18 protein-coding genes are annotated in these 24,544 nt (G+C 63.4%); 13 read left to right on the top strand and 5 right to left on the bottom strand.

Annotated features, from left to right (window positions below; translation table 11 throughout):
* The first annotated feature begins 97 nt into the window (after positions 1–97).
* Positions 98–973, top strand: a complete 876-nt coding sequence (locus AB7532_RS34295) for an S-methyl-5'-thioadenosine phosphorylase (RefSeq protein ID WP_441239063.1) — start codon at positions 98–100, stop codon at positions 971–973.
* Between the two features lie 18 nt (positions 974–991).
* On the top strand, positions 992–2,101 hold the full coding sequence (gene mtnA / locus AB7532_RS34290) for an S-methyl-5-thioribose-1-phosphate isomerase (protein WP_441239062.1): 1,110 nt from the start codon (positions 992–994) through the stop codon (positions 2,099–2,101).
* A 119-nt stretch (positions 2,102–2,220) separates the two neighbouring features.
* On the opposite strand, the gene AB7532_RS34285 is transcribed toward mtnA, so the two are convergent.
* Entirely contained in the window at positions 2,221–2,856 is a 636-nt protein-coding gene (locus AB7532_RS34285) for an HAD-IA family hydrolase (protein WP_441239061.1), read from the bottom strand.
* 104 nt (positions 2,857–2,960) lie between these two features.
* Here AB7532_RS34285 and AB7532_RS34280 point away from each other — a divergent pair, with 104 nt between their 5' ends.
* Both AB7532_RS34280 and AB7532_RS34275 read left to right on the top strand, forming a co-directional pair.
* Entirely contained in the window at positions 2,961–3,710 is a 750-nt protein-coding gene (locus tag AB7532_RS34280) for a S1 family peptidase (RefSeq protein WP_441239060.1), read from the top strand.
* Between the two features lie 119 nt (positions 3,711–3,829).
* Positions 3,830–5,332, top strand: a complete 1,503-nt coding sequence (locus tag AB7532_RS34275; protein ID WP_441239059.1) for a flavin-containing monooxygenase — start codon at positions 3,830–3,832, stop codon at positions 5,330–5,332.
* A 229-nt stretch (positions 5,333–5,561) separates the two neighbouring features.
* On the opposite strand, the gene AB7532_RS34270 is transcribed toward AB7532_RS34275, so the two are convergent.
* Both AB7532_RS34270 and AB7532_RS34265 read right to left on the bottom strand, forming a co-directional pair.
* Positions 5,562–6,488 (bottom strand): response regulator, encoded by a 927-nt coding sequence (locus AB7532_RS34270; protein WP_441239058.1) that lies wholly within the window; start codon positions 6,486–6,488, stop codon positions 5,562–5,564.
* Complete coding sequence (locus tag AB7532_RS34265; RefSeq protein WP_441239057.1) at positions 6,472–9,843, bottom strand: hybrid sensor histidine kinase/response regulator; 3,372 nt, start codon at positions 9,841–9,843, stop codon at positions 6,472–6,474. The genes AB7532_RS34270 and AB7532_RS34265 overlap by 17 nt, the downstream gene beginning before the upstream one ends.
* A gap of 171 nt (positions 9,844–10,014) precedes the next feature.
* Here AB7532_RS34265 and urtA point away from each other — a divergent pair, with 171 nt between their 5' ends.
* The 9 genes from urtA to AB7532_RS34220 all read left to right on the top strand — a co-directional run bounded on the left by urtA (position 10,015) and on the right by AB7532_RS34220 (position 21,165).
* Positions 10,015–11,274: an urea ABC transporter substrate-binding protein gene (gene urtA, locus AB7532_RS34260; protein ID WP_441239056.1), complete on the top strand. Its 1,260-nt coding sequence runs from the start codon at positions 10,015–10,017 to the stop codon at positions 11,272–11,274.
* A gap of 130 nt (positions 11,275–11,404) precedes the next feature.
* Positions 11,405–12,331, top strand: a complete 927-nt coding sequence (urtB, locus tag AB7532_RS34255) for an urea ABC transporter permease subunit UrtB (RefSeq protein ID WP_441239055.1) — start codon at positions 11,405–11,407, stop codon at positions 12,329–12,331.
* A gap of 17 nt (positions 12,332–12,348) precedes the next feature.
* A complete protein-coding gene (gene urtC / locus AB7532_RS34250) occupies positions 12,349–13,488 on the top strand; it encodes an urea ABC transporter permease subunit UrtC (protein WP_441239054.1) in 1,140 nt (379 codons plus the stop codon).
* Between the two features lie 10 nt (positions 13,489–13,498).
* Complete coding sequence (gene urtD, locus AB7532_RS34245) at positions 13,499–14,254, top strand: urea ABC transporter ATP-binding protein UrtD (RefSeq protein WP_441239053.1); 756 nt, start codon at positions 13,499–13,501, stop codon at positions 14,252–14,254.
* A 68-nt stretch (positions 14,255–14,322) separates the two neighbouring features.
* Positions 14,323–15,012 (top strand): urea ABC transporter ATP-binding subunit UrtE, encoded by a 690-nt coding sequence (urtE, locus tag AB7532_RS34240; RefSeq protein ID WP_441239052.1) that lies wholly within the window; start codon positions 14,323–14,325, stop codon positions 15,010–15,012.
* Positions 15,013–15,039: 27 nt separating this feature from the next.
* On the top strand, positions 15,040–16,269 hold the full coding sequence (fmdA, locus tag AB7532_RS34235; protein ID WP_441239051.1) for a formamidase: 1,230 nt from the start codon (positions 15,040–15,042) through the stop codon (positions 16,267–16,269).
* A 96-nt stretch (positions 16,270–16,365) separates the two neighbouring features.
* Complete coding sequence (locus AB7532_RS34230; RefSeq protein WP_441239050.1) at positions 16,366–16,743, top strand: FmdB family zinc ribbon protein; 378 nt, start codon at positions 16,366–16,368, stop codon at positions 16,741–16,743.
* Between the two features lie 43 nt (positions 16,744–16,786).
* On the top strand, positions 16,787–17,827 hold the full coding sequence (locus AB7532_RS34225; RefSeq protein ID WP_441239049.1) for an aliphatic amidase: 1,041 nt from the start codon (positions 16,787–16,789) through the stop codon (positions 17,825–17,827).
* Between the two features lie 200 nt (positions 17,828–18,027).
* Positions 18,028–21,165 (top strand): autotransporter outer membrane beta-barrel domain-containing protein, encoded by a 3,138-nt coding sequence (locus AB7532_RS34220; protein ID WP_441239048.1) that lies wholly within the window; start codon positions 18,028–18,030, stop codon positions 21,163–21,165.
* A gap of 3 nt (positions 21,166–21,168) precedes the next feature.
* On the opposite strand, the gene AB7532_RS34215 is transcribed toward AB7532_RS34220, so the two are convergent.
* Both AB7532_RS34215 and AB7532_RS34210 read right to left on the bottom strand, forming a co-directional pair.
* The gene (locus tag AB7532_RS34215) at positions 21,169–21,999 is read right to left on the bottom strand and encodes an MlaD family protein (protein WP_441239047.1); all 831 of its coding nucleotides are present in this window, start codon (positions 21,997–21,999) and stop codon (positions 21,169–21,171) included.
* A gap of 146 nt (positions 22,000–22,145) precedes the next feature.
* Positions 22,146–24,359, bottom strand: coding sequence for an acetate--CoA ligase family protein (locus tag AB7532_RS34210; RefSeq protein ID WP_441239046.1), 2,214 nt, complete (start codon positions 24,357–24,359; stop codon positions 22,146–22,148).
* Positions 24,360–24,544: the final 185 nt, after the last annotated feature.

The raw sequence follows: 24,544 nt of genomic DNA, 5'->3' as shown, positions 1-24,544 counted from the left end.
CACAGCACCGGCATCGCGCCGCCACCCCCGTTCCAAAACCGCTCTGAAACTGGCATAGCTTAACCATGTCGCGCGTGGCGGACAGGTTGGAGCAGGCATGGCGAAGGCGGTACTGGGCATCATCGGCGGTTCCGGCATCTATGATCTGCCGGGTCTCGAGGACGCACGCGAAGAGGTGATCAAGAGCCCCTGGGGTGAGCCGTCGGCACCGTTGCGGCGCGGCTCCATCTCCGGCTTGCCGATCGTGTTCCTGCCGCGGCACGACAAGGGTCATCGGCTATCGCCGTCCGACATCAATTATCGCGCCAATATCGACGTCTTGAAGCGGGCCGGGGTCACCGACCTGATCTCGCTGTCCGCCTGCGGTTCCTTCAAGGAGGAGATTCCGCCTGGCACCTTCGTCCTCGTCGATCAGTTCGTCGACCGAACCCACAAGCGCGAGAGCTCGTTCTTCGGCAGGGGATGCGTTGCGCATGTGTCGATGGCGCATCCGGTCTCGCCGCGCTTGCGCATTCATCTCGCGGCAGCGGCTGAAGCCGAAGGGCTCGCGATCGCGCGCGGCGGCACCTATGTCTGCATGGAGGGGCCGCAATTCTCCACCTATGCGGAAAGCATGACTTACAAGACGCTGGGCTATTCCGTGATCGGCATGACCAACATGCCCGAGGCGAAACTCGCGCGCGAGGCCGAGATCTGTTACGCGACCGTCGCGATGGTGACGGATTTCGACTGCTGGCATCCTGATCATGACGCCGTCACCGTGCAGGACATCATCCGCGTGCTGACCTCGAACGCCGACAAGGCCAAGGCGCTGGTGGCGCGGCTGGCGAAGGACTTTCCGCGCGAGCACGAGCCGTGCCCGATCGGCTCGGACCGTGCGCTCGACACCGCGCTGATCACGGCGCCCGACGCGCGCGACCCCGAGCTTCTGAAGAAGCTCGATGCGGTGGCCGGGCGCATCCTGCGGGCGTGATACGAAAGGCAGAATGGCATGAAGGTCGATGGCAAGCATTTCCGCAGCATCTGGCGCGAGCGTGACGGCTGGTCGGTCGGCGCGATCGACCAACGCCGGCTGCCGCACGAGTTTGTCGTCGCGAAGCTGACCTCGTGCGAAGACGCCGCGGTCGCGATCCGCGACATGCTGGTGCGCGGCGCGCCGCTGATTGGTGCGACCGCGGCCTACGGCATGGCGCTGGCGATGCGCGAGGACGCCTCCGACGCCGGCCTGAAGCGCGCTTACGACACGCTTGTCGTGGCGCGGCCGACCGCGATCAATCTGAAATGGGCGCTCGACGAGATGCGCGCGGCGCTTACCCCGGTTGATCCCGTTGAACGCGCCGAGGCGGCCTATGCGCGCGCCGACGAGATCGTCGAGCAGGACGTCGAGATCAACCGCGGCATCGCCGGCAACGGCCTGAAGCTGATCGAGGCGATCGTTGCGAAGAAGAAGCCGGGCGAGACGGTCAACGTACTGACCCATTGCAATGCCGGCTGGCTGGCGACCGTCGACTGGGGCACGGCGACGGCGCCGATCTATCTGGCGCATGAGCGCGGCATCAAGGTCCATGTCTGGGTCGACGAGACCCGGCCGCGCAACCAGGGCGCCTCGCTCACCGCCTGGGAGCTCGGCCATCACGGCGTGCCGCACACGGTGATCCCCGACAATACCGGCGGACACCTGATGCAACACGGCATGGTTGACCTCGCCATCGTCGGCACCGATCGCGTCGCGGCCAATGGCGACGTCTGCAACAAGATCGGAACGTATCTGAAGGCGCTCGCCGCGCACGACAACGGCGTGCCGTTCTACGTCGCGCTGCCGTCGCCGACGATCGATTTCGCCGTGGATGACGGCATCCGCGATATCCCGATCGAGCAGCGCAGCGGCACTGAAGTCACCGACATGACCGGCCGCACCGCGGACGGCCGGCTGGAGACGGTGCGCATCGTGCCCGAGGGCTCGCCGGTCGCGAATTATGCGTTCGATGTCACCCCGGCGCGGCTCGTGACGGGGCTCATCACAGAGCGTGGTGTGTTGAAGCCGGATCGTGCCTCGCTCGCGGCGGCGTTTCCGGAGCGGATCGCCGCTGCGGCGGAGTAGTTAGCTAGCCAGGCAAGATCGTTCCATAGCCGTCATTGCGAGCGCAGCGAAGCAATCCAGAATCCCTCCGCGGAAAGTCTCTGGATTGCTTCGCTGCGCTCGCAATGACGAAGGATGGACTACCCCAGCTTCAACCCAGTCGCCGCCTCGAGCTCTGCGATCGCCTGCGCGCCGCTCGCCACCTTGATCGTGGTCATGCCCATCTCGCGCGCGGGCTTCAAATTGACGCCGAGATCGTCGAGATAGACGCAGTTGTTCGGATCGACCTTCAGCGTCTCGACCATCAGCTGGTAGATGCGCGGGTCGGGCTTGCGCAGGCCGATCTTCGCGGACTCGATGACGTGGTCGAACAGCACCATCACCTCGGCGACATAAAGCGAGCGCCCGGTCGCACTGCCGATCGCGTTGGCGGGCAGGTTGTTGGTGATGCAGCCGGTCTTGAACTGCGCCTTGATGCGCTTCAGCGCCTCGACCATCTCGGGCCGCAGATCGCCCCGGAGTAGCGGCAGCACGTCGCGGCCGCGGACCTCCGCGCCGAGTGCGCGCGATTCCCCGGCGAACAGCTTATCGAAAGTTTCGATGTCGACCTCGGCGCGCTCGAATTTGGCCCAGGCATTTTCCAGATGATTGGCGGCATTGGTACGCCGGATGATGTCGACGGGCAGGCCGCGTTCGGTCTCATACCGCGCGAAAGCCTCGAACGGCGAACTCGTCAGCACGCCGCCAAAATCAAAGATCACAGCCTCGATTGCCACTATTCCGCCCTCGTCAATTCCTTTCCAAGAGCGCTAGCATGCGCTATCGGCAAGAGCCAGTCTGAAGCAAATTCTCGCCGTCACCGATGCCGAAATGTGTTCCCATGAAGAAGCCTGCCACTTTCGCCATAGCCGCGCTGCTGCTCGCGACACCGGCTCATGCCATCGTCGGTGGCGGCACGCCGCAGACCGATGGTGTCGCGCGCGCGGTCGTCACCATTGTCGGCTCGCGCGGAAATTCCTGCACCGGCAGCCTGATTGCGCCGAAGGTCGTGTTGACGGGCGCCCACTGCGTGCCGTCAGGCGCGGACTACAAGATCGTCGATCGCAGCGGCGGCGGTGCGCCACAATTGCTGAACGTGCGCACCATCGCGATTCATCCGGGCTACAAGGCACAGGTGCATCGCGCCGGCGCGGACGTGGCGTTATTGCAACTGGAAATTCCACTCAAGGGAAAATCGACGGTGCCGGTCGGCGCGCCGAATAGTCCGATCCAGGTCGGCAGCCGCTTCGTCATTGCCGGGACCGGCGTCACCGTGCGCGGTGATGGCAGGAGCGGAGGCGCCACGCGCGTCGCCGGCCTCGTCGCCACGGGCCAGCCCGGCACGCTTCAGATCAGGTTGGTCGATCCTGTAACCAACGGAGTTCGCGAGGGAATTGGCGCCTGTACCGGTGATTCCGGCGGTCCCGTATTCGAGGACAAGCCGAATGGTGCCGTGCTTGTGGGTGTCATCAGCTGGGCGACGGGCCCGAACGCCGGCGACGGTTGCGGCGGATTGACCGGCGTCACGCCGCTCACGCTCTATCGCGACTGGATATTGCAGACCGCGCGAAGCTGGGGCGCGGCGCTTTGATCGCGAATTGATCTATGTCATTTTAATGCGGAAGCGCGATGGGCCACCATGCCCGTCGCGGAGGAAACGCGCTGTCCGGTCAAGGGCGGCCACAAAAACAAGCAAGGCAAAAAGCAACAATGAATGTCGCTGTTCGCAGTCACGCCACGGCCAAACAGGCTTCTGAACATTTCGACGTGCTGATCGTCGGCGCCGGCATCTCCGGCATCGGCAGCGCCTACCACATCAACAAGCAGCTTCCGGGCACGAGCTACGTCATCCTGGAAACGCAGGCGACGTTCGGCGGAACCTGGAGCACGCATCGTTATCCCGGCATCCGGTCGGACAGCGATCTCCATACCTTCGGCTATAGTTTCAAGCCCTGGGTTGGGCCGCCGATCGCAACGGCCGAGGAAATCCTCGCTTACATGAACGAGGTGATCGACGACAACGATATCGCCCGCCACATCCGTTACAAGCACAAGATCAACTCGGCGAGCTGGTCGAGCGAGCAGAACCTCTGGACCATCGAGGCGGTCGTAACCGACACCGGTGAAGCAAGGACCTTCACCGCGAACTTCCTCTGGATGTGCCAGGGCTATTATCGCCATTCCGAAGGCTACACGCCGGAATGGAAGGGCACGGACCGTTTCAAGGGCCGCATCGTTCATCCGCAGACCTGGCCCGACGATATTGATCTCGCGAACAAGAAGGTCGTCGTGATCGGTTCGGGCGCAACCGCTGCGACGCTGGTGCCCAACATCGCGGACAAGTGTTCGCATGTCACCATGCTCCAGCGCTCGCCGACCTATTTCCGTCTCGGCCGCAACGCCATCGAGATCGCCGAGGAGTTACGCCGGCTTCAGGTCGACGAGGAGTGGATCCACGAGATCGTCCGTCGCAAGATCCTGTTCGAGCAGGACGCGTTCACAAAACTCTGCCTGTCCAAGCCGGAGCAGGTGAGGAAGGAGCTGATCGGCCAGATCAGCGCGGTGCTCGGTCCGGATTACGACGTCGAGACGCATTTCACGCCGACCTACCGACCGTGGCGGCAGCGCATCGCCTTCGTCCCGGATGCCGATCTGTTCAAGGGCATTGCCAGCGGCAAGGCCTCCGTCGTCACCGACGAGATCGAGTGTTTCGTCGAGAACGGCATCCAGCTGAAATCCGGCAAGCTGCTCGAGGCAGACGTCATCGTCACCGCGACCGGCTTCAATCTCTCAGCGCTGGGCGACATCGCCTTCGAGATCGACGGCAAGCCGCTCGCCTTCGGCGACACCGTCACCTATCGCGGCATGATGTTCACGGGCGTTCCGAACATGGTCTGGGTGTTCGGCTATTTCCGTGCCAGCTGGACGCTGCGCGTCGACCTCGTTGCGGACTTCGTCTGCCGTCTGCTCCGGCACATGAAGGCCAAGGGTGTGAAGAAGGTCGGAGTCGAGTTGCGTCCCGAAGACCACAATATGCCGATCATGCCCTGGATCGATCCGGAGAACTTCAACCCCGGCTACATCATGCGCGACATGAACCTGCTGCCCAAGCGTGGCGACAAGCCGGAATGGCAGCACAGCCAGGACTACTGGACCGAAAAGGACGAGATCCCGAAGACGGATCTGGATGACAAGGCGTTCGTTTACGGGTGAGACGACCGTTTGTGTAAGGAGCGGTAGCGCTGCCATGCACCCCACTGTCGTCCCGGGGCGCGAAGCGAACCCGGGACCCATACTCCCAGGCAGTGGTCGTAGAGCGAACGGGTCACTCCGAGTCTTCGCCAACCGTCTCCCTGTGGCTATGGGTCCCGGATCTGCGCTTCGCTTGTCCGGGACGACGCTGTTGGTTGACGAATGGCGTACCAACTCATTCGCAGTACGTTCACGAATTCCTTCGCGTCGTATTCGTCGCGATCGCCGCCGCGGCCGTCCGGTTCTCCACGCCCAGCTTGGCGTAGATCTGCTCCAGATGTTTGTCGACGGTGCGCGGGCTTAATCCCAAAATCTGCGCGATGTCGCGGTTGGTCTTGCCCTTGCTGAGCCAGGCCAGCACCTCGCCTTCGCGGGTCGTGAGGCCCAACTCGCTGGTGAACTCCGGCGGCGGCGCGGTGCCGGATTCCCTGGAGAGCCGCAACAGGAACTCGTTCGGCGCGGTTTCGCCCATGTAATAGAGCCGGAGTTGTGGATTGTCGGGCAGCGATGCGGCTTGCGATTTCGAGCTGCCTTTGCCCTTCGCCTGTTCCAGCCATTGCAGCAAAGGCGGCGGCAGGACGAAGTCATCGGCCTGCGCGCCGTGATGGTCGGCCAGCAGCTTTTGCGCCTGCGGCGTCGCCCACAGGATGTTGCCCTGCCGGTTGACCGCGAACAGAAAGCGGCCGGAGACATCGAGCGCGGTGCGCGCGCTTTGGGTCAGGCGGGCATTGCCGAGATGGACCCGGATGCGCGCCAGCATCTCCTCGATCACGATCGGCTTGGTCACATAGTCGACGCCGCCGGCCTCCAGCCCGCGCACGATGTGCTCGGTTTCGGCAAGGCCCGTCATGAAGATCACGGGTACGTTGGCAAGGCCCGCATCGCGCTTGAGGCGGCGGCAGGTCTCGAACCCGTTCATGCCGGGCATCACGGCATCGAGCAGCACGATGTCGGGCGTGATCTGGTCGACGATGCGCATCGCGGCCGCGCCGTCGAGCGCCACCATCACCGTCATGCCGGCGCCGTCGAGCGCGTCGGTGAGCAGCCGCAGCGTCTCCGGAGAGTCGTCGACAACGAGCGCGACATCGCGCTTCTTCGATTCAGTGTTCATACGCATGCAACGTCTTCAATGTGGCCATGTACTGGTCGAGATCGAAGCGATCGACCAGCGACCGCATTTCCGCGACGAAGTCGGCATGCTCGGGGTGCTCGCTGCCGATCTCGTCCAGCTTCAACTGGATAGCCTTAACGTAGCCGATCCGACCGAGCCCGATCAGCGCCTCGATATGTTGGACCGGGGGGCGCGAGCCGCTCTCGGGCCGCCACAGCGGCACCGCAATCTCGTTCGAGCCGTATTGCCACTCGATCTTGAGAAGCTGGCGAATGCTTTCCAGGAGACGCGGGATGTCGATCGGCTTCATCAGGTAGCCGTCATGGAACGGCTGCGCCAGCGGCGTGCCGTGGGCTTCGAGCGCGCTTGCCGACACCATCAGGATGCGCGCCTGATGATGACCGTTGGCGCGCAAGGCCTCCGCCACGGCCCAGCCGTCCATGGCGGGCATCGAGATGTCGAGCAGGAACAGGTCAGGCCGGCAATGCTGCGCCAGCGCGAGGCAACCGGCGCCGTCGGGAGCGCTGAGCAGGATGAAGCCGAGCGGTGTCAACACCTCGCGCAGGAGGTCGCGATGAACAGGGTCGTCGTCGGTGATCAGGATGGTCTTGCGCGCGCCGTGATAGCCGGAGACCGGGGCCTCCACCGGCGCGTTGCGCTGCGGATTGGTGACCTCCGACAGCAGGATCTTGACCTTGAAAGTGCTGCCGGCGCCGACCGTGCTCAAGACCTTAATGTCGCCACCCATGACGCCGGCGAGCAGCCGGCTGATGGTGAGTCCTAGCCCGGTGCCGGTCTGCGGCTGCGACACGCCGAGCGCACCGCGTTCGAAGGGCGCGAAGATGCGTTCGAGATCGTCGCCCTGGATGCCGGGGCCGGTGTCGATCACTTCGAACTCGGCGACCGGGCTGCGATAATGCACCACGAACTGCACGCTGCCGGTCTGGGTGAACTTGATCGCGTTGGAGAGCAGATTGATCAGCACCTGGCGCAGCCGCTTCTCGTCGGCATAGACGACGAGCGGCAGATGCGAGGGCCGGCGGAACACGAAGTCGATGCCCTTGGCCGCGGCCTGAAGGCGGAACATGCCGACGAGCTGATCGAGGAATTCGCTCAGCCGCACCTCGTCACGCGACAGATACAGGCGGCCCGCCTCGATCTTGGAGATGTCCAGAATGCCGTCGATCAGGCCGGAGAGATGATCGGCGCTGCGGCGGACGACACGGACCTGGTCACGCGGCTTGGTGTTGAGCGTCGCATCCTGCTCGAGGAGCTGGGCATAGCCGCTGATCGCATTCAGCGGCGAACGCAATTCATGGCTCAGGCCGACAACGTAACGGCTCTTGGCGAGATTGGCGGATTCGGCGACCTCCTTGGCGCGCTGGAGCTCGGCGTCGGTACGCTTGTGCGCGTCGATCTCCTGGATCAGAAGCGTCGTCTGACGCCTGGTCTCGGCCTCCGCCGCGCGACGGCTCTGCTGCGCCAGCACGAACAGCCAGGCCACCACGCCGATGATGATGCTGAGCGAAAAGAACACTTTCCAGAGCGCGTTGGAGACGAGCGTGTTCTCGCCATGCACGCTCGCCGATGTCTGGAGATAGATCAGCCCCAGCACCAGCGCAACGAGACCCGCAGAGACGACGAACACCCCGATATAGTGGCCGAACTGCGAGTTGATCCGCTGATAGATCGGCTGCGGCAAAATCCTGCCGAGCGCCTCGGCAAATTGCACCTGCGCGCGCGCATGCGGCTTGCAGAGGTCGTGGCAGCGGGCGTCGAGTGAGCAGCACAGCGAGCAGATCGGGCCCGCATAGGCGGGACAGGACGTCATGTCCTCCGGCTCGAAGCTATGTTCGCAGATACAGCACTGGATCGATTCGATGTTCGCCCAGCTCCGCTTCGGCTTGCGTGCGATGTAGTATTTTCCGTCGGTCAACCAGGCGATAACAGGCGCAGTGACGAAGGCCACCGTCAACGCGACGAAGGCGGCGAGGGCTTTCATGGTCGGGCCGAACAGCCCGTAAAATGCCGCGATCGAGACGATGATCGCGAGCGTCATGGCGCCGACACCGACCGGGTTGATGTCGTAGAGATGCGCGCGCTTGAACTCCATCTGCGGCGGACGCAAGCCGAGCGGCTTGTTGATGACGAGATCGGACACCAGCGCACCGACCCAGGCAATCGCAACGTTGGAGTAGAGCGCCAGCGTCTGCTCCAGCGCCTTGTAGACGCCGATCTCCATCAGCAGCAGCGCCACCATCACGTTGAACACGAGCCACACCACGCGTCCGGGGTGGCTATGCGTCAGCCGCGAGAAGAAATTCGACCAGGCGATCGAGCCGGCATAGGCGTTGGTGACGTTGATCTTGATCTGCGACAGGATCACGAAGATCCCGGTCAACGCCAGCGCGAGGTCCGGCTCCGACAGCACGTATCGAAACGCCACGAGATACATATGCGCAGGCTCGGCGGCCTCTTCGGGCGGCACGCCGTGGCTCAGCGCGAAGAAGGCGAGAAACGAGCCGGCCAGCAGCTTCAGTGCGCCGAGCACGATCCAGCCCGGCCCGGCGCTCATCAGCGCGATCCACCATGACCTCCTGGAGGTACGACGGTCGCGCGGCAAAAAGCGCAGGAAGTCGACCTGCTCGCCGATCTGCGCCACCAGCGAGAACACCACCGACGACGCCACGCCGAACAGCAGCAGATCGAAATGGCCGCCGAGGTCACCGTGCTCGCCGGCGAATTTGTGCCACTCCGTGAAGGAATGAGGGTTGGCCCACGCAATCGCGGCGAAGGGCAGGATGTGCAGGACGACCCAGATCGGCTGCGTCCAGAGCTGAAAGCGGCTGATCAGCGTGATGCCGTAGGTCACGAGCGGGATGATCGCGACTGCGCTGATGAGGTAGCCGATCGGGCGCGGGATGCCCAAGCACATCTCCAGCGCGGTGGCCAGGATCACCGCCTCGACCGCGAAGAAGATGAAGGTGAAGGAGGCATAGATCAGCGAGGTGACGGTGGACCCGATATAGCCGAAGCCGGCACCGCGGGTGAGGAGATCAATGTCGATGCCGCATTTGGCGGCATAATAGGCAATCGGGACGCCGCAGCAGAAGATGATGGTGGAGACGACGAGGATCGCGGCAGTGGCATTGGTGACGCCGTAATTCAGGGTGATGGTGCCGCCGATCGCCTCCAGCACCAGGAAGGAAATGGCGCCGATCGCGGTGTTGGCGACGCGGGCGGCGGACCAGCGACGCGCGCTCTTGGCGGTGAAGCGCAGCGCGTAGTCTTCCAGCGTCTGGTTGGCGACCCATTGATTGTACTGGCGCCTGACGCGGTCTATTCGCTGCCGCCCTGCCACGCTTTACCCCACTCCCGATACGGACTTGGATCCCTCGCAAATCTCGTACCAAAAGCCTACGTCGGTATTTTGCGGTGCAGTATACGCGATCTTGCGTATGCTTGCGCTGCACAAATTCGAGCCATCCTCACGTCACCAATCGCGTGTCCTCGAACAAACAGTGGGGTGCTCATGTCGGACGAAGAAACCAAGGGCCTGTTGTCGCCGCTCCGGCGAAAACTATTGATGGGAATGGCCGCCTTGCCGGCGATCACGATGCTGCCGAAGGCGTCGTTTGCACAAGCTCCGGCGACCGCTGTGGTCAACACCACCGGCCTCGCAGTCACTGACACCGAGGTGACGGTCGGCATCCTGCACTCGGCGACCGGCACCATGGCCATCTCCGAAACCGGCTCGATCGAAGCCGAAAAGCTCGCCATCGAGCAGATCAACGCCATGGGCGGCGTGCTCGGCCGTAAGATCAAGTTCATCCAGGAAGACGGCGCCAGCGACTGGCCGACTTTTGCCGAGAAAGCCAAGAAGCTGCTCGTCAACGACAAGGTCGCGGCGATCATGGGCTGCTGGACCTCGGCCTCCCGCAAGGCGGTGCTGCCGGTGATGGAGCAGTACAACGGCATGCTCTATTACCCGACCTTTTATGAAGGCCTCGAGCAGTCCAAGAACGTGATCTACACCGGCCAGGAAGCGACCCAGCAGATTCTCGCCGGCCTGAACTGGATCGCCAAGGAAAAGGGCGCCAAGTCGTTCTTCTTCATCGGCTCCGACTACATCTGGCCGCGCACCTCGAACAAGATCGCGCGCAAGCACGTCGAGAACGTGCTGAAGGGCAAGGTCGTCGGCGAGGAGTACTATGCGCTCGGCTCGACCCAGTTCAACTCGGTCATCAACAAGATCAAGCTGACCAAGCCCGACGTTATCTTCACCGACGTCGTCGGCGGCTCCAACGTCGCGTTCTACAAGCAGCTCAAGGCGGCCGGCATCGACCTCTCCAAGCAGGCGCTGCTGACGATCTCGGTCACCGAAGACGAAATCGACGGCATCGGCGGCGAGAACATCGCGGGTGCCTATGCCTGCATGAAGTACTTCCAGTCGCTCGACAATCCCAACAACAAGACGTTCGTGCCCGCCTTCAAGAAGATGTGGGGCGAAAAGACCGTGATCGGAGACGTCACCCAGGCTGCCTATCTCGGCCCGTGGCTGTGGAAGTTGACGGTCGAGAAGGCCGGCTCCTTCGACGTCGACAAGATCGCGGCGGCCTCGCCCGGCGTCGAGTTCAAGGGCGCGCCGGAAGGCTATGTGCGCATCCACGAAAACCATCACCTCTGGTCGAAGACCCGGGTGGGACGCGCCAAGCTCGATGGTCAGTTCGAGCTGATCTTCGAGACCGCCGATCTCGTCGAGCCGGATCCGTTCCCGAAGGGTTACCAGTAAGTCGCGACGTCGCTCGCGCCTTTCCTCAGCACCAAGCCTCTCCCTGGCGTGGACAGCAAACCCACGCCCAAGACCCCCGCGTCGCGAACCTGCTCGCGACGCGGGACCTTATCCCTGACGGAGGACATCGATGTTCGGCGACTACTCGCTTGGTGATCTTGGCTCCATCTTCGTCATGCAGGGCTTTGCGGGACTGATCCTGTTCTCGGTCTACGTGCTGATGGCGCTCGGGCTTGCCATCATCTTCGGCCAGATGGGCGTCATCAACATGGCCCACGGCGAGTTCATGATCCTCGGGGCTTACGTCACATGGATGACCTCCAATCTCTTCCAGGCCTATTTGCCTGGTCTCTTCAGCGGCTACTTCTTCCTGGCAATGATCCTCGCCTTTGTCGCATCCGGTGCGCTGGGCATGCTGGTGGAATGGGTGCTGATACGGCATCTCTACAAACGCCCACTGGATACGCTGCTCGCGACCTGGGGCCTCAGCCTGATGCTGCAGCAGGCCTATCGCTCCGTGTTCGGCGCGCGTGAGGTCGGCGTCGAGCTGCCGCAATGGATGCTAGGCTCGCTGCACGTCACCGAGAGCATCGAGGTGCCGATCAACGGCGTCTTCGTGATGTGTCTCACCGTACTGATCACCGTCGGCGTCGCCTACGTCATGTACAAGTCGCGCTGGGGCCGCCAGGTCCGCGCCGTCGTGCAGAATCGCATCATGGCCGGCGCCGTCGGCATCAACACCGAGAAGGTCGATCGCTACACGTTCGGGCTCGGTTGCGGCATTGCCGGCGTCGCCGGCAGCGCCTTCACCATGATCGGCTCAACCGGACCGACGTCGGGCCAGCTCTATATCGTGGACACATTCCTCGTCGTCGTGTTCGGCGGCGCCGCCAGCCTGCTCGGTACCATCGCTTCCGCATTCTCGATCTCGCAGACGCAATCGACGCTCGAATTCTTCCTGTCGGGCTCGATGGCCAAGGTGCTCACGCTGCTCGCCGTCGTCGGCATCCTGATGCTGCGGCCGCAGGGCCTCTTCGCCCTCAAAGTCCGCAAATAACGGGAAGCAGGCAAGTCATGATCAACTCTCGCTTCTTCAATCGCTCCGAACTGATGGGCTTCATTGCTCTGGCCGCCGTGCTGTTCGTGATCCTGCCGCTGACGCTCGATGTGTTCCGTCTCAATCTGGTGGCGAAATATCTGACGTACGCCTTTGTCGCGCTCGGCCTCGTGCTGTGCTGGGGCTATGGCGGCATCCTGAGCCTGGGGCAGGGCGTATTCTTCGGTCTCGGCGGCTACTGCATGGCGATGTTCCTCAAGCTCGAGGCCTCGAGCGTCGAGAACACCAAGATCCAGTCGACGCCCGGCATCCCCGACTTCATGGACTGGAACCAGATCACGTCACTGCCGCTGTTCTGGCAGCCGTTTCACAGTCTCACCTTCACCATCCTCGCCATCATCCTGGTCCCCGGCATTTTCGCCCTGATCATCGGCACCGCGATGTTCAAGCGCCGCGTCGGCGGCACCTATTTCGCGATCATCACCCAGGCCGTCGCCGCCATCCTGACCATCCTGATCGTCGGGCAGCAGGGCTATACCGGCGGCATCAACGGCATGACCGATCTGCGCACGCTCAAGGGGTGGGACATCCGGCCCGACCACGCCAAGGTCATCCTGTACTTCGTCGAAGTCGTGCTGCTGTTCGCCTGCATCGGCATCGCGCAGTTCATCCGCCTGACCAAGCTCGGCCGCATCCTGGTCGCGATGCGCGAACAGGAAGACCGCGTCCGCTTCTCCGGCTACAGCGTCGCCAACTTCAAGATCTTTGCCTTCTGCATGGCCGCGGTCTTCGCCGCGATCGGCGGCGCGATGTTTGCGCTCAATGTCGGTTTCATGTCGCCGTCCTTTGTCGGCATCGTGCCGTCGATCGAGATGGTGATCTACACCGCGGTCGGCGGGCGGATGTCGATCTTCGGTGCGATCTGGGGCGCCATCCTGGTGAATTTCGCCAAGACCAGCCTGTCGGAATCCTTCCCGCAGCTCTGGCTGTTCGGTCTCGGCGCATTGTTCATCGCGGTCGTTCTCGCCTTTCCGAACGGTCTGTCCGGGCTCTGGGCCGATTACGTGCAGCCGCGCATCGACCGCCTGTTCACCTCGCGCAAATCGAAGTCGGACTGGAAGGACAATTCGGTCGCCGACGGCGCGCCGGCAGAGTGAGGAGACCATCATGCTCGTCGGACACCAGCCCAAGGAATTCCTGCTCGCGGTCTCCGGACTCACCGTCTCGTTCGACGGGTTCAAGGCGGTCAACGATCTCTCCTTTTACGTCGAAGAGAACGAAATCCGCGTCATCATCGGTCCCAACGGCGCCGGCAAGACCACGGTGCTCGATCTGATCTGCGGCAAGACCAAGGCGACCTCCGGCTCGATTCAGTTTCGTGGCAAGGAGCTCACGAAAATGAAGGAGAACGAGATCGTGCAGACCGGCGTCGGGCGCAAGTTCCAGACGCCGTCGGTGTTCGAGGACCTCACGGTGTTCGAAAATCTCGAGATCTCGTTTCCGCGCGGTCGCACCGTGCTGGGTTCGCTGACCTTTCAGCGCGACCAACAGGTGAAGGATCGGGTCGCGGAGGTCGCGGAGATGATCTTCCTCAAGGACAAGCTCAATACCTATGCCGACGAGCTTAGCCACGGCCAAAAGCAATGGCTCGAGATCGGCATGCTGCTGATCCAGGACCCGGACCTCCTGATGCTGGACGAACCCGTCGCCGGCATGAGCGTCTCCGAGCGCGCCAAGACTGCCGAACTCCTCAACCGCATCATCAAGAACCGCTCGGTGCTGGTGATCGAGCACGACATGAAGTTCGTCGAGGACATCGCGCACAAGGTCACCGTGCTCCACCAGGGTCAGATCCTCTCGGAAGGGACCATGGAGAAGGTGAAGAACGACCCCAAGGTCATTGAAGTCTATCTCGGGCATTAGCGCATGATCCCGGAAAGTGGCGTTCGGTTTCCGGACAAGATCATGCGCAAAAGATAAGGAGCGCGGCGATGCTGGCAATTTCAGATCTTCACGTCGCCTACGGCCAGAGCGAGGTGCTGCACGGGCTCAACGTCAAGGTCGCGCCCAACGAGATCGTGGCGATCATGGGCCGCAACGGCATGGGCAAGACCACGCTGATGAAGTCGCTGATGGGCATCCTGCCGGCCAAGAGCGGCTCGGTAAGCATGGACGGTGCCGAACTCGGCGGCCTGCCGAGCTACGAGCGCGTCGCCAAGGGCCTCGCTTATGTGCCGCAGGGCCGCATGATCTTCTCCACCATGACGGTGAAGGAGAACATCGAAACCGGGCTCGTGGTTTCCGGCGGGACCGAGGTGCCCGGCGACATCTACGAGCTGTTTCCGGTGCTGCTGGAGATGAAGGACCGCCGCGGCGGCAATCTCTCCGGCGGCCAGCAACAACAGCTTGCGATTGCGCGTGCGCTCGCGACCAAGCCGAAGGTGCTGCTGCTGGACGAACCCACCGAAGGCATTCAGCCGTCGATCATCAAGGAAATGGCGCGCACGTTGAAGCGCATCCGCGACGAGAAAGGGCTCTCGATCGTCGTGTCCGAGCAGGTGCTCAGTTTCGCGCTCGAGATCGCCGATCGTGTGCTGGTGATCGAGAACGGCGAGATCGTGCGTGACGATCCGCGCGACGCCGTCGATGCCGCGCAGGTCTCGAAATATCTGTCCGTCTAACCAACCGTGTAAAAGGGGAGCTTCTCGATGCCAGAGACACTGATCAAGGTCGATCTCACCAAGTCGGCTTACGAAAATGACATGGTGCACAACCGCTGGCACCCCGACATCCCGATCGTGGCCTGGGTCAATCCCGGCGATGATTTCATCATCGAGACCTATGACTGGACCGGCGGCTTCATCAAGAACAACGATTCCGCCGATGACGTGCGCGACATCGACCTGTCGATCGTGCACTTCCTCTCCGGCCCGATCGGCGTCAAGGGCGCCGAGCCCGGCGATCTCCTCGTCGTCGATCTGCTCGACGTCGGCCCGATGAAGGAGAGCATGTGGGGCTTCAACGGCTTCTTCTCCAAGCAGAATGGCGGCGGCTTCCTGACCGACCACTTCCCGCTGGCGCAGAAGTCGATCTGGGACATCAAGGGCCTCTATACCTCGTCGCGACACATCCCCGGCGTCAATTTCGCCGGCCTGATCCATCCCGGGCTGATCGGCTGTCTGCCCGATCCGAAGATGCTGGACACCTGGAACAAGCGCGAGGCCGAGCTGATCTCGACCAATCCGACCCGCGTGCCCGGTTTGGCCAATCCGCCGTTCGCGGCGACCGCCCATGGCGGCCGCGCCAAGGGCGACGTCAAGGACAAGATCGGCGCGGAAGGCGCGCGCACCGTGCCGCCGCGTGAGCATGGCGGCAATTGCGACATCAAGGATCTCTCCCGCGGCTCGAAGATCTACTTCCCGGTCTACGTGCCAGGCGCCGGTCTCTCGATGGGTGACCTGCATTTCAGCCAGGGCGACGGCGAGATCACCTTCTGCGGCGCGATCGAGATGGCCGGCTGGCTGCATCTGAAGGTCGAGGTGATCAAGGACGGCATGGCGAAGTACGGCGTCAAGAATCCGATCTTCAAGCCGTCGCCGATCACGCCGAACTACAAGGACTACCTGATCTTCGAAGGCATCTCGGTCGACGAAGCCGGCAAGCAGCACTATCTCGACGTCACCATCGCCTATCGCCAGGCCTGCCTGAATGCGATCGAGTACCTCAAGAAGTTCGGCTACTCCGGCGCCCAGGCCTATTCGATCCTCGGCACCGCACCGGTTCAGGGCCACATCTCCGGCGTGGTCGATGTGCCCAACGCCTGCGCCACGCTGTGGCTGCCGACCGAAATCTTCGACTTCGACGTGATGCCGTCGGCGGCGGGGCCCATCAAGCACATCAAGGGCGATATCCAGATGCCGATTTCGCCGGACAAATGATCGGTGCGTCCTATCCCCGTCATCCTGAGGTGCTCGCCTTGCAAGGCAAGGCGAGCCTCGAAGGATGACGGATTAAAGAACACGAAGGACAACAAGATGCCGGTCTATGAATATCTCTGTGACGATTGCGGTCCGTTTAAGGATCTGCGCCCGATGGCCGAATGCGACGATCCGCAGAGCTGTCCGCATTGCGAGACGATGGCGCCGCGCGTCATCCTGACCGCGCCGAATTTCTTCTGCATGCCGGCGGAGACGCGCAAGGCGCATGCCGTCAACGAGCGCAGCACGCACGCGCCGCAGACGCTCGCCCAATACAAGGCCTCGCACGGTCCCGGTTGCGGCTGCTGCTCCACGGGCAAAACCGCGAAGGACAAGAGTGCGTCGGACAAGAAGAAGCCTGCGCGGCTGGTGACCAAGACCAGGAGCGGCGCCAAGGGCTTTCCCACAGCGCGGCCATGGATGATCAGCCACTAACGCCACGCGCCAACATCACACGAACAAAACACAGGAGCGTCCAATGCTTCACGGTGACATTTCCAGCAGCAACGACACCGTCGGCGTCGCGGTGGTCAATTACAAGATGCCTCGCCTGCACACCAAGGCCGAGGTGCTCGATAACGCCCGCAAGATCGCCGACATGCTGGTGGGCATGAAGACCGGCCTGCCCGGCATGGACCTCGTGATCTTCCCGGAATACTCCACGCAAGGCATCATGTACGATTCCAAGGAGATGTATGAGACGGCGTGCTCTGTGCCCGGTGAAGAGACCGCGATCTTCGCGGAAGCCTGCCGCAAGGCCAAAGTGTGGGGTGTGTTTTCGCTGACCGGCGAGCGTCATGAGGAGCATCCAAACAAGGCGCCCTACAACACCTTGATCCTGATGAACGACAAGGGCGAGATCGTCCAGAAATACCGCAAGATCATGCCTTGGGTGCCGATTGAGGGCTGGTATCCCGGCAATTGCACCTACGTCTCCGAAGGGCCGAAAGGCATGAAGGTGAGCCTGATCATCTGCGATGACGGCAACTTTCCGGAGATCTGGCGCGACTGCGCCATGAAGGGTGCCGAGCTGATCGTGCGTTGTCAGGGCTACATGTATCCGGCCAAGGAGCAGCAGGTCATGATCTCCAAGGCGATGGCATGGGCCAACAACGTCTATGTGGCGGTTGCCAATGCCGCCGGCTTCGACGGCGTCTACTCATATTTCGGCCATTCCGCGATCATCGGCTTCGACGGCCGCACCCTCGGTGAATGCGGCGAGGAAGACTACGGCATCCAGTACGCGCAACTCTCCAAGAGCCTGATCCGCGATGCACGCCGCAACGGCCAGTCGCAGAATCATCTCTACAAGCTGGTCCACCGCGGTTACACCGGCATGATCAATTCCGGCGAAAGCCCGCGCGGCGTCGCGGCCTGCCCCTATGATTTCTACAAGAACTGGATCGCCGATCCCGAAGGCACACGCGATATGGTCGAGGCGATGACCCGCTCGACGCCGGGGACTGCGGAATGCCCGATCGACGGCATCCCGAACGAGGCGGCGGCCAGTAACTACTGAGCCGCTGTGGCTGCCGAAATAAGCCGCTTCGTGCGCGAAATGGGAGTTTGGCGCTGCAAACCGTGTCTCGGTTGCAACATAGTGGCCGGATTCTGCCCCGGTTGTGAGGCAAACGGGCGCATTCCGGTCGCGCCGTAGTTCTACGGAGCGTGCTCATGGCCTAAGTTCCCCCGCGGAACTGGGGAAGCGGGGAGCGCGACGTGCGGGGCGAAGGGCTATCGAGGCGGCATGATCGACTGCGCCGGTCCAGTGCCGCGTTGCTCGTCAGCGCGTCTGCGCTGTTTTTGGGATGTAGCCTTTGCGCGACGCCGGCCAACGCGGCCTGCACACCCGATCCGGCGACGAGCGGCCAGACCGTCACCTGTAGCGGCACCGATACGGACGGCTTCCAGGCCGGAGCAGGCGTCAACAGCCTCAACGTCAACGTGCTGTCCGGCGCGACCGTGAACGACAACGGCGCGGTCTCGATCGGCGTCAACGATTCCAGCACCGTCACCAACAACGGGACCGTGTCGGCAGGCTCTGGCCTCACCGGCATCGCCGTTGGAAATTCCAACACCGTGACCAACAACAACACCATCACGGTGCTGGACAACGGCCTCGGCATCCAGGCGATCGACCACAACGTCATCACCAATGCCGGAACGATCACGACAGGCGACAGCGGCGCCGCGATCACGGTCGGCGACAGCAACACCGTTACCAACAGCGGCGCGTTGTCGGTCGGCGTGTCCGGTGTGGGTGTCTTTGCCGTGCAGAACAACACCATCACGAACACCGCGACGGGCACGATTACGGGGGGCGACGGTGCAAGCGGCATCCTCGCGTTCGGAGGCGCGACCGTGACCAACGCCGGCACGATCACGGTTGGCGATTCTCCCGGATTTTCCGGTGGCATTCTGGCGATCGCCGACAACAATACGGTCACCAACACGGCCACCGGCAAGATCACGGTCGGGCAGAACGCCGCCGGCATCTTCATGCAGGGCGACTTCCAGACCGCCAGCAATTTCGGCGCCATCACGGCTGGTGATTTCGGTGTCGGCATTGCCGTGCAGGGAGATGATTCCAAGATCACCAATGGCGGCACGATCACGGTAGGGGGCAGCGGATCTGCCGGCATTTCGCTGCAGGGTGACCGGGCCACGATCATCCAAAGCGGCACGGTGAATGTTGACCAGACCGGCATGGGTATCTTTTATACCGGCTCGTCCTCCTCGATCACCAACAGCGGTCGGATCACGGGCGCCGATGCTACCGAGGGCATCTTCGTGGTCGGTGACTCCAACACCGTCACCAACAGCGGCACGATCACCGTTGGTGCGTTCGGCGTCGGCATGGACGTAACCGCGTTCTCGACCACCAGCCAGATCGTCAATACCGGCACCATCACCGTCGGCGACAACGGCACGGGCATCATGGTGAGTGGCGGCGGCAGCCTCTTCAACTCGGGCACCATCGACGCCAGCGCGTCCGGTGCGGTGGCGATCGACTTCTGCGGCTGCGGCAACAACACGCTTACACTCGGCCCGGGCAGCGTCATCAAGGGGCAGGTGCTGGCATCCGGCACCGACACCTTCCAGCTTGGCGGCGTCGGCAAGGATACGTTCAATCTCGACCTGATCGGCGTCGGCCTCCAGTACGACGGCTTCTCGACCTTCAACAAGATCGACAGCTCGACCTGGACCGTGACGGGTACCGGCAATCAGGACTGGAACGTGCTCGGCGGCACGCTGATGCTCGCCGGCACCATCAACGGCACCGTGTCCGTCGCCGCCGGCGGCACTTTCGGCGGCGTCGGGTCGGTCGGCACAATCGCCGTGAACGGCGGCACGCTGGCGCCGGGCAATCCGACCGGAACGCTCTCCGTGTCCGGCGATCTCTCGTTCACCGGCGCGTCGAGCTACATGGTTCAGATCTCGGGCGCCAGCAACGGCCTCACGGTCGTGACCGGCACGGCGACGCTCGGTGGCGCGACCGTCGTCGTCGTTCCGACCGGCTCGATTGCGAAGCACTACACGATCCTCACCGCAGGAACGTTACCCGATACGTTCAATCCCGTCGTCGCGGGCCTGTCGTCGAACCTGCATGCGACGCTGAACTACGGCCTCAATGACGTCTACCTCGACCTCGCGCTCGGCTATGGCAGCGGCCTCAACGTCAATCAGCAGAACGTCGCCAATGCGCTGACGAATTACTTCAACAGCACCGGCAGCCTTCCCGTGGCACTCGCCAATCTCTCGCCCGCCGGTCTGACACAGGCGTCCGGCGAATCGGCGACGGGATCGCAGCAAACGACGTTCGATGCGATGAACCTGTTCATCAGCCTGCTGACCGACGTGTTTGGTTCCGGGCGCAGCAGTGCGCCCGGTGCGTCGCCTTATGCCGACGAGATGGGCGCGAATGCCTATGCGGCGACCGGCAAGGGCGCACGTGACAAGACCACGCGCGACGCTTTCGCCTCGATCTACCGCAAGGCGCCGGCCGCGACGTTCGAGCAGCGCTGGGATGTGTGGGCGGCCGGCTTTGGCGGCTCGCAGACCACCGATGGCAACACTGCGCTTGGTTCCAACAACACCAGCAGCAGCGTCTACGGCACCGCCGTGGGCCTCGATTATCGCTTCTCGCCGTCGACCATCGCGGGCTTCGCGCTGGCCGGCGGCGGTACCGGCTTCAACGTCAACGGGCTCGGCTGGGGCCGGTCCGACCTGTTCCAGGCCGGCGCCTTCGTGCGTCATACGGTTGGACCGGCCTATATCACCGCTGCGCTCGCCTATGGCTGGCAGGACGTCACCACCAACCGCATCGTCACGGTTGCCGGCGTCGATCAGCTGCGCGCGCAGTTCAACGCCAACGCCTTCTCGGGCCGGGTCGAGGGCGGTTACCGCTACGCCACGCAATGGATCGGCCTGACGCCTTATGCTGCGGCGCAGGCCACCATGTTCAGTCTGCCGAACTATTCGGAGTTCGCCGTGGTCGGCAACAACAATTTCGCGCTCAACTACGCCGCCAAGGACGTGACCAGCACCCGCACCGAGCTCGGACTGCGCGCGGACAGATCGTTCGCGGCGGCCGGCGGTCTGATGACCCTGCGCGGCCGCCTCGCCTGGGCCCATGATTACAATCCGGACCGTACCGTCGGTGCCGTGTTCCAGACGCTGCCGGGCGCCGCCTTCGTCGTGAACGGCGCGGCGCAGGCGCGCGATTCCGCATTGACCACGGCGTCGGTGCAGGTGAGCTGGATGAACGGCTGGTCCGCGTCGGCGACCTTCGAGGGCGCGTTCTCGAACGTCACCAACTCCTACGCCGGCAAGGGCGTCGTGCGCTACGCGTGGTAGGCTCTACTGCTTCTTCTGCGGGGGCTTGCGCGGCGGGCGCGGAGCGGCGGCCGGTGTGGGTATGCCGGCCATCTTGTTGGCGGCCTCGCTGACGTCGAGCAGCGAGCGACGGATATCCTCGAGGTAGCCAGCCGATTTCTTCTTCATGGTATCGGCGAGCTCGTGCAATCCCCTGATCTTCTCGAACAGCTCGTCCGCCTTGCCGTCGACGAAGCCGGGCACCACGCCCTCGATCTTGGTGACGGCCTTGTCGAAGCCGGCAAAGGCGGTGTCCACCTTGGCCATGACGGCATCGATTTCGCCGCCCTTGCTCCTGAGACCGGCGGTGGTGTCCTCGAACGTGCGCAGGCCCTCCTTGATCGCAGGGGCGTTGCTGACGATCGTGCGATCCACACTGTGCAGGGTGTCGACGATGGATTCGGCGTCGCTGAGATCGGCGGTCAGCACCGGGATGCCGTCGGAATCCAGCGGCACGGGCGGCGCCGAGGGCGCGCCCCCGATCAGTGAGACGGCTGCAACGCCGGTGAGGCCCTGGAACTCGATGCCGGCGGCGGTGTCCTTGCGGATCGGCGCGGAATTATCGAGCAACACCAGCACCACGATCTTGCGCGGATTGTCCAGCTTGATCGACAGGATCTGGCCGGCGGGCACGCCGTCGAAATTGACCGGCCCGCCGCGACGCAGGCCGCTGGCAGAACCGCCCTCGAACACCACGCGCAACTGGCTGCGGCTCTGAAGCGCACGCCATTTCTGCACGCCGAGCACGCCGCCGAACGCCACGGCAATCACCGCCAGCGTCGCGGTTCCGATCACAAGATTGCTCGCGCGTGCCATCAGATGGGATTCTACGGCCAAAGCGGGGAAGTTGGAAGGAGTCGCAATGGTACGTAGGGCGGGTTAGCGAAGCGTAACCCGCCTTTCTCTCGGCGTTCATCGTGCAAATTGGCGGATTACGCTGCGCGAACCCGCCTTACGCGGCATCAATGCCCGGCCGCGCGCTTTGCCGCAGCATTGTTCAGCACGATCAGCGCATCGACGGCCACGCCCGTCCTGGCATTGATCAGGAACGGGTTGATGTCGATCGAGGCGATCCGGTCGCCGGCATCGGCGATCAGGTTGGAGAGGCCGACCAGGGCCTTGACTGCGGACGCCTCGTGCAGGGCCGGCTTGCCGCGATAACCGCGCATCTTGACGCCGGCCTTGGTGCGGCCGATCAGGAGCCGCGCCTCGGCCTCGTCCAGCGGCGCGCCGGCAAGCGCGACGTCCTTCATCAGCTCGATATCGATGCCGCCGGTGCCGAACAGCACGACCGGACCCATCTCGGCATCGAGCGAGGCGCCGACCACGAGCTCGAGATCGGCCTTGACCTGCTGCGCGATCAAAATGCCGTCGAGCTTCGGTTTGCCTTTCAGCTTCGCCACCCGCGCTGTGATATCGGAGAACGCCTTTTTCACTTCGGCGGCGTTGTTGAGGTTCAGAACCACGCCGCCGATGTCGGATTTATGCAGGATCTCGGCGCTGACGAGTTTCGCCACGACCGGAAAGCCGATCTGCTTGGCGATCTTCGCGGCTTCGGCCGCCGTCTGCGCGATGGCTTCCTTCGAAATCGGGATGCCATAGGCCTTCAGCAACTTCTTCGAGGCGACCTCGTCGAGCGCGGCACCGCTCGCCGATTTCAGCGCCTTTTCCAGCACCGCGCGCGCGGCCGGCTTCGAGCTCGAGACGATGTCGGGCACCTCCTTCCGCAGCCTGGCATAGGCAAGCAGCGACTTGATCGCAGTCACGGCGCGATCCATGCCCTGCATGACCGCCAGATGCGGCAGCGATTTGCGCAAATCCTTGGTGAACTCGGTGAAGCCGATCGACATCGCGCTGACATAGATCACGGGCTTGCCGGCCTGGCTCGCCATCTCGTCGACGATGCGCAGATTGCGCTCGCGCAATTCGTGCGGCGTCTTGGGCAACTCGGCATCGATGATGACGATGTCGATCTCGGGGTCGTCGATCATCAGCTTGATCGACTTCATGTAGACGGAGGGATCGACCACAGCGGCAAAGCCGGCATCGAGCGGATTGCCGACGATCGAGCCCGGGCCGAGCATTTTCGCCAGCTCCGAGCCGACATGCGGGCTCAGCGGCGCGAAGTTCAGGCCTTCGGCGTAGAAGGCGTCAAGCAGCATGCCGCGCTTGCCGCCAGAGAGCGTGACCGCGGCGAGCCGGTCGCCCTTGGGCACGGCCGCGTGAACGAAGCACTCGGTCGTCTCGATCAGCTCGTCGAGTCCTCCCACGCGGATCACGCCTTCGCGCGTCGCAATGGCGTCGAAGGTCTCGATCGAGCCAGCGAGCGCACCGGTATGCGCCATCGCCGCCGCGCGGCCGCCTTCGGATGCGCCGAGCTTGAGTGCGATCACCGGCTTGCTCGCCGCTCGCGCCGCCTTGCAGGCGTCGCGGAACGCCTTGGTGTTGCGCACGCCCTCGAGATAGACCACGATCACCTTGATGCTCGGATCTTCGGCGAAGTAGCGCATCAGGTCCGGCGTTTCGAGCCCGGCCTCGTTGCCCGTCGTCACCATATAGCCGACCCCGACGCCGCGATCTTCCAGCGCCTGCCGGATCGCCATCACGATGGCGCCGGATTGCCCCGCGATCGCCACGGCGCCCTGTTCCATGGTGACGATGCGGTCGTCGATATTGGTGAAGAGCTTTTCGCCGGCGCTTAGATTGCCGAGGCAGTTCGGGCCGGTGACGGCCAGCCCCGTCTCGCGGATCGCGGCCTGCAATTCGGCGGCGAGCTTCTGGCTCTCGTCGTCCTGTAACTCGCTGAAGCCGGAGGTGACGATGGTGGCCGACCGCGCGCCGGCGGCAGCGGCGTCGCGGATCACTTGCACGGCAAACCGCGCCGGCACCAGCACCAGCACATGGTCCGGCTTCTCGGGGAGGCTCGCAAAATCCTTGAAGCAGGGGACGCCCCAGATGGTCTCGCGCTTGGCGTTGACAGGATAGAGCCCGCCCTCATAGCCGTACTTGACCAAATTGTTCCAGATGCGCTCGGCATAGTTGCCGGGCTTGTCGGTCGCGCCGACCAGCACGATGTTGTGCGGGTGCAGCATGGCGTGGATGCCCTTGACGACATCGCTCGCGTCGGGCGACGGAGACCACGGGCTCGGAGAAACGGGAGATACCTGAGCTTCCATGGTGCTTCCTCATTTATTGTTCTTGTTGCAGCGCGCTGCCACGCACCGGCTTCCGGCGGGACCGATTGTAGCGCACGCCATGCCGCGTGGCGGAATGGTGGTGCTTCGCGACAAAGGCTAGCATCACCAGACTTTTGGCGAAAGTGCGAACGGCGAGGCGAAGTGCTACGACGTCGTGACGCTCA

Source organism: Bradyrhizobium sp. 930_D9_N1_4 (genome assembly GCF_052076015.1).
Taxonomy (GTDB): Bacteria; Pseudomonadota; Alphaproteobacteria; order Rhizobiales; family Xanthobacteraceae; genus Bradyrhizobium.
Note: the sequence above shows the minus strand (reverse complement) of the source record. Positions and strands in the feature narration are given on the sequence as shown.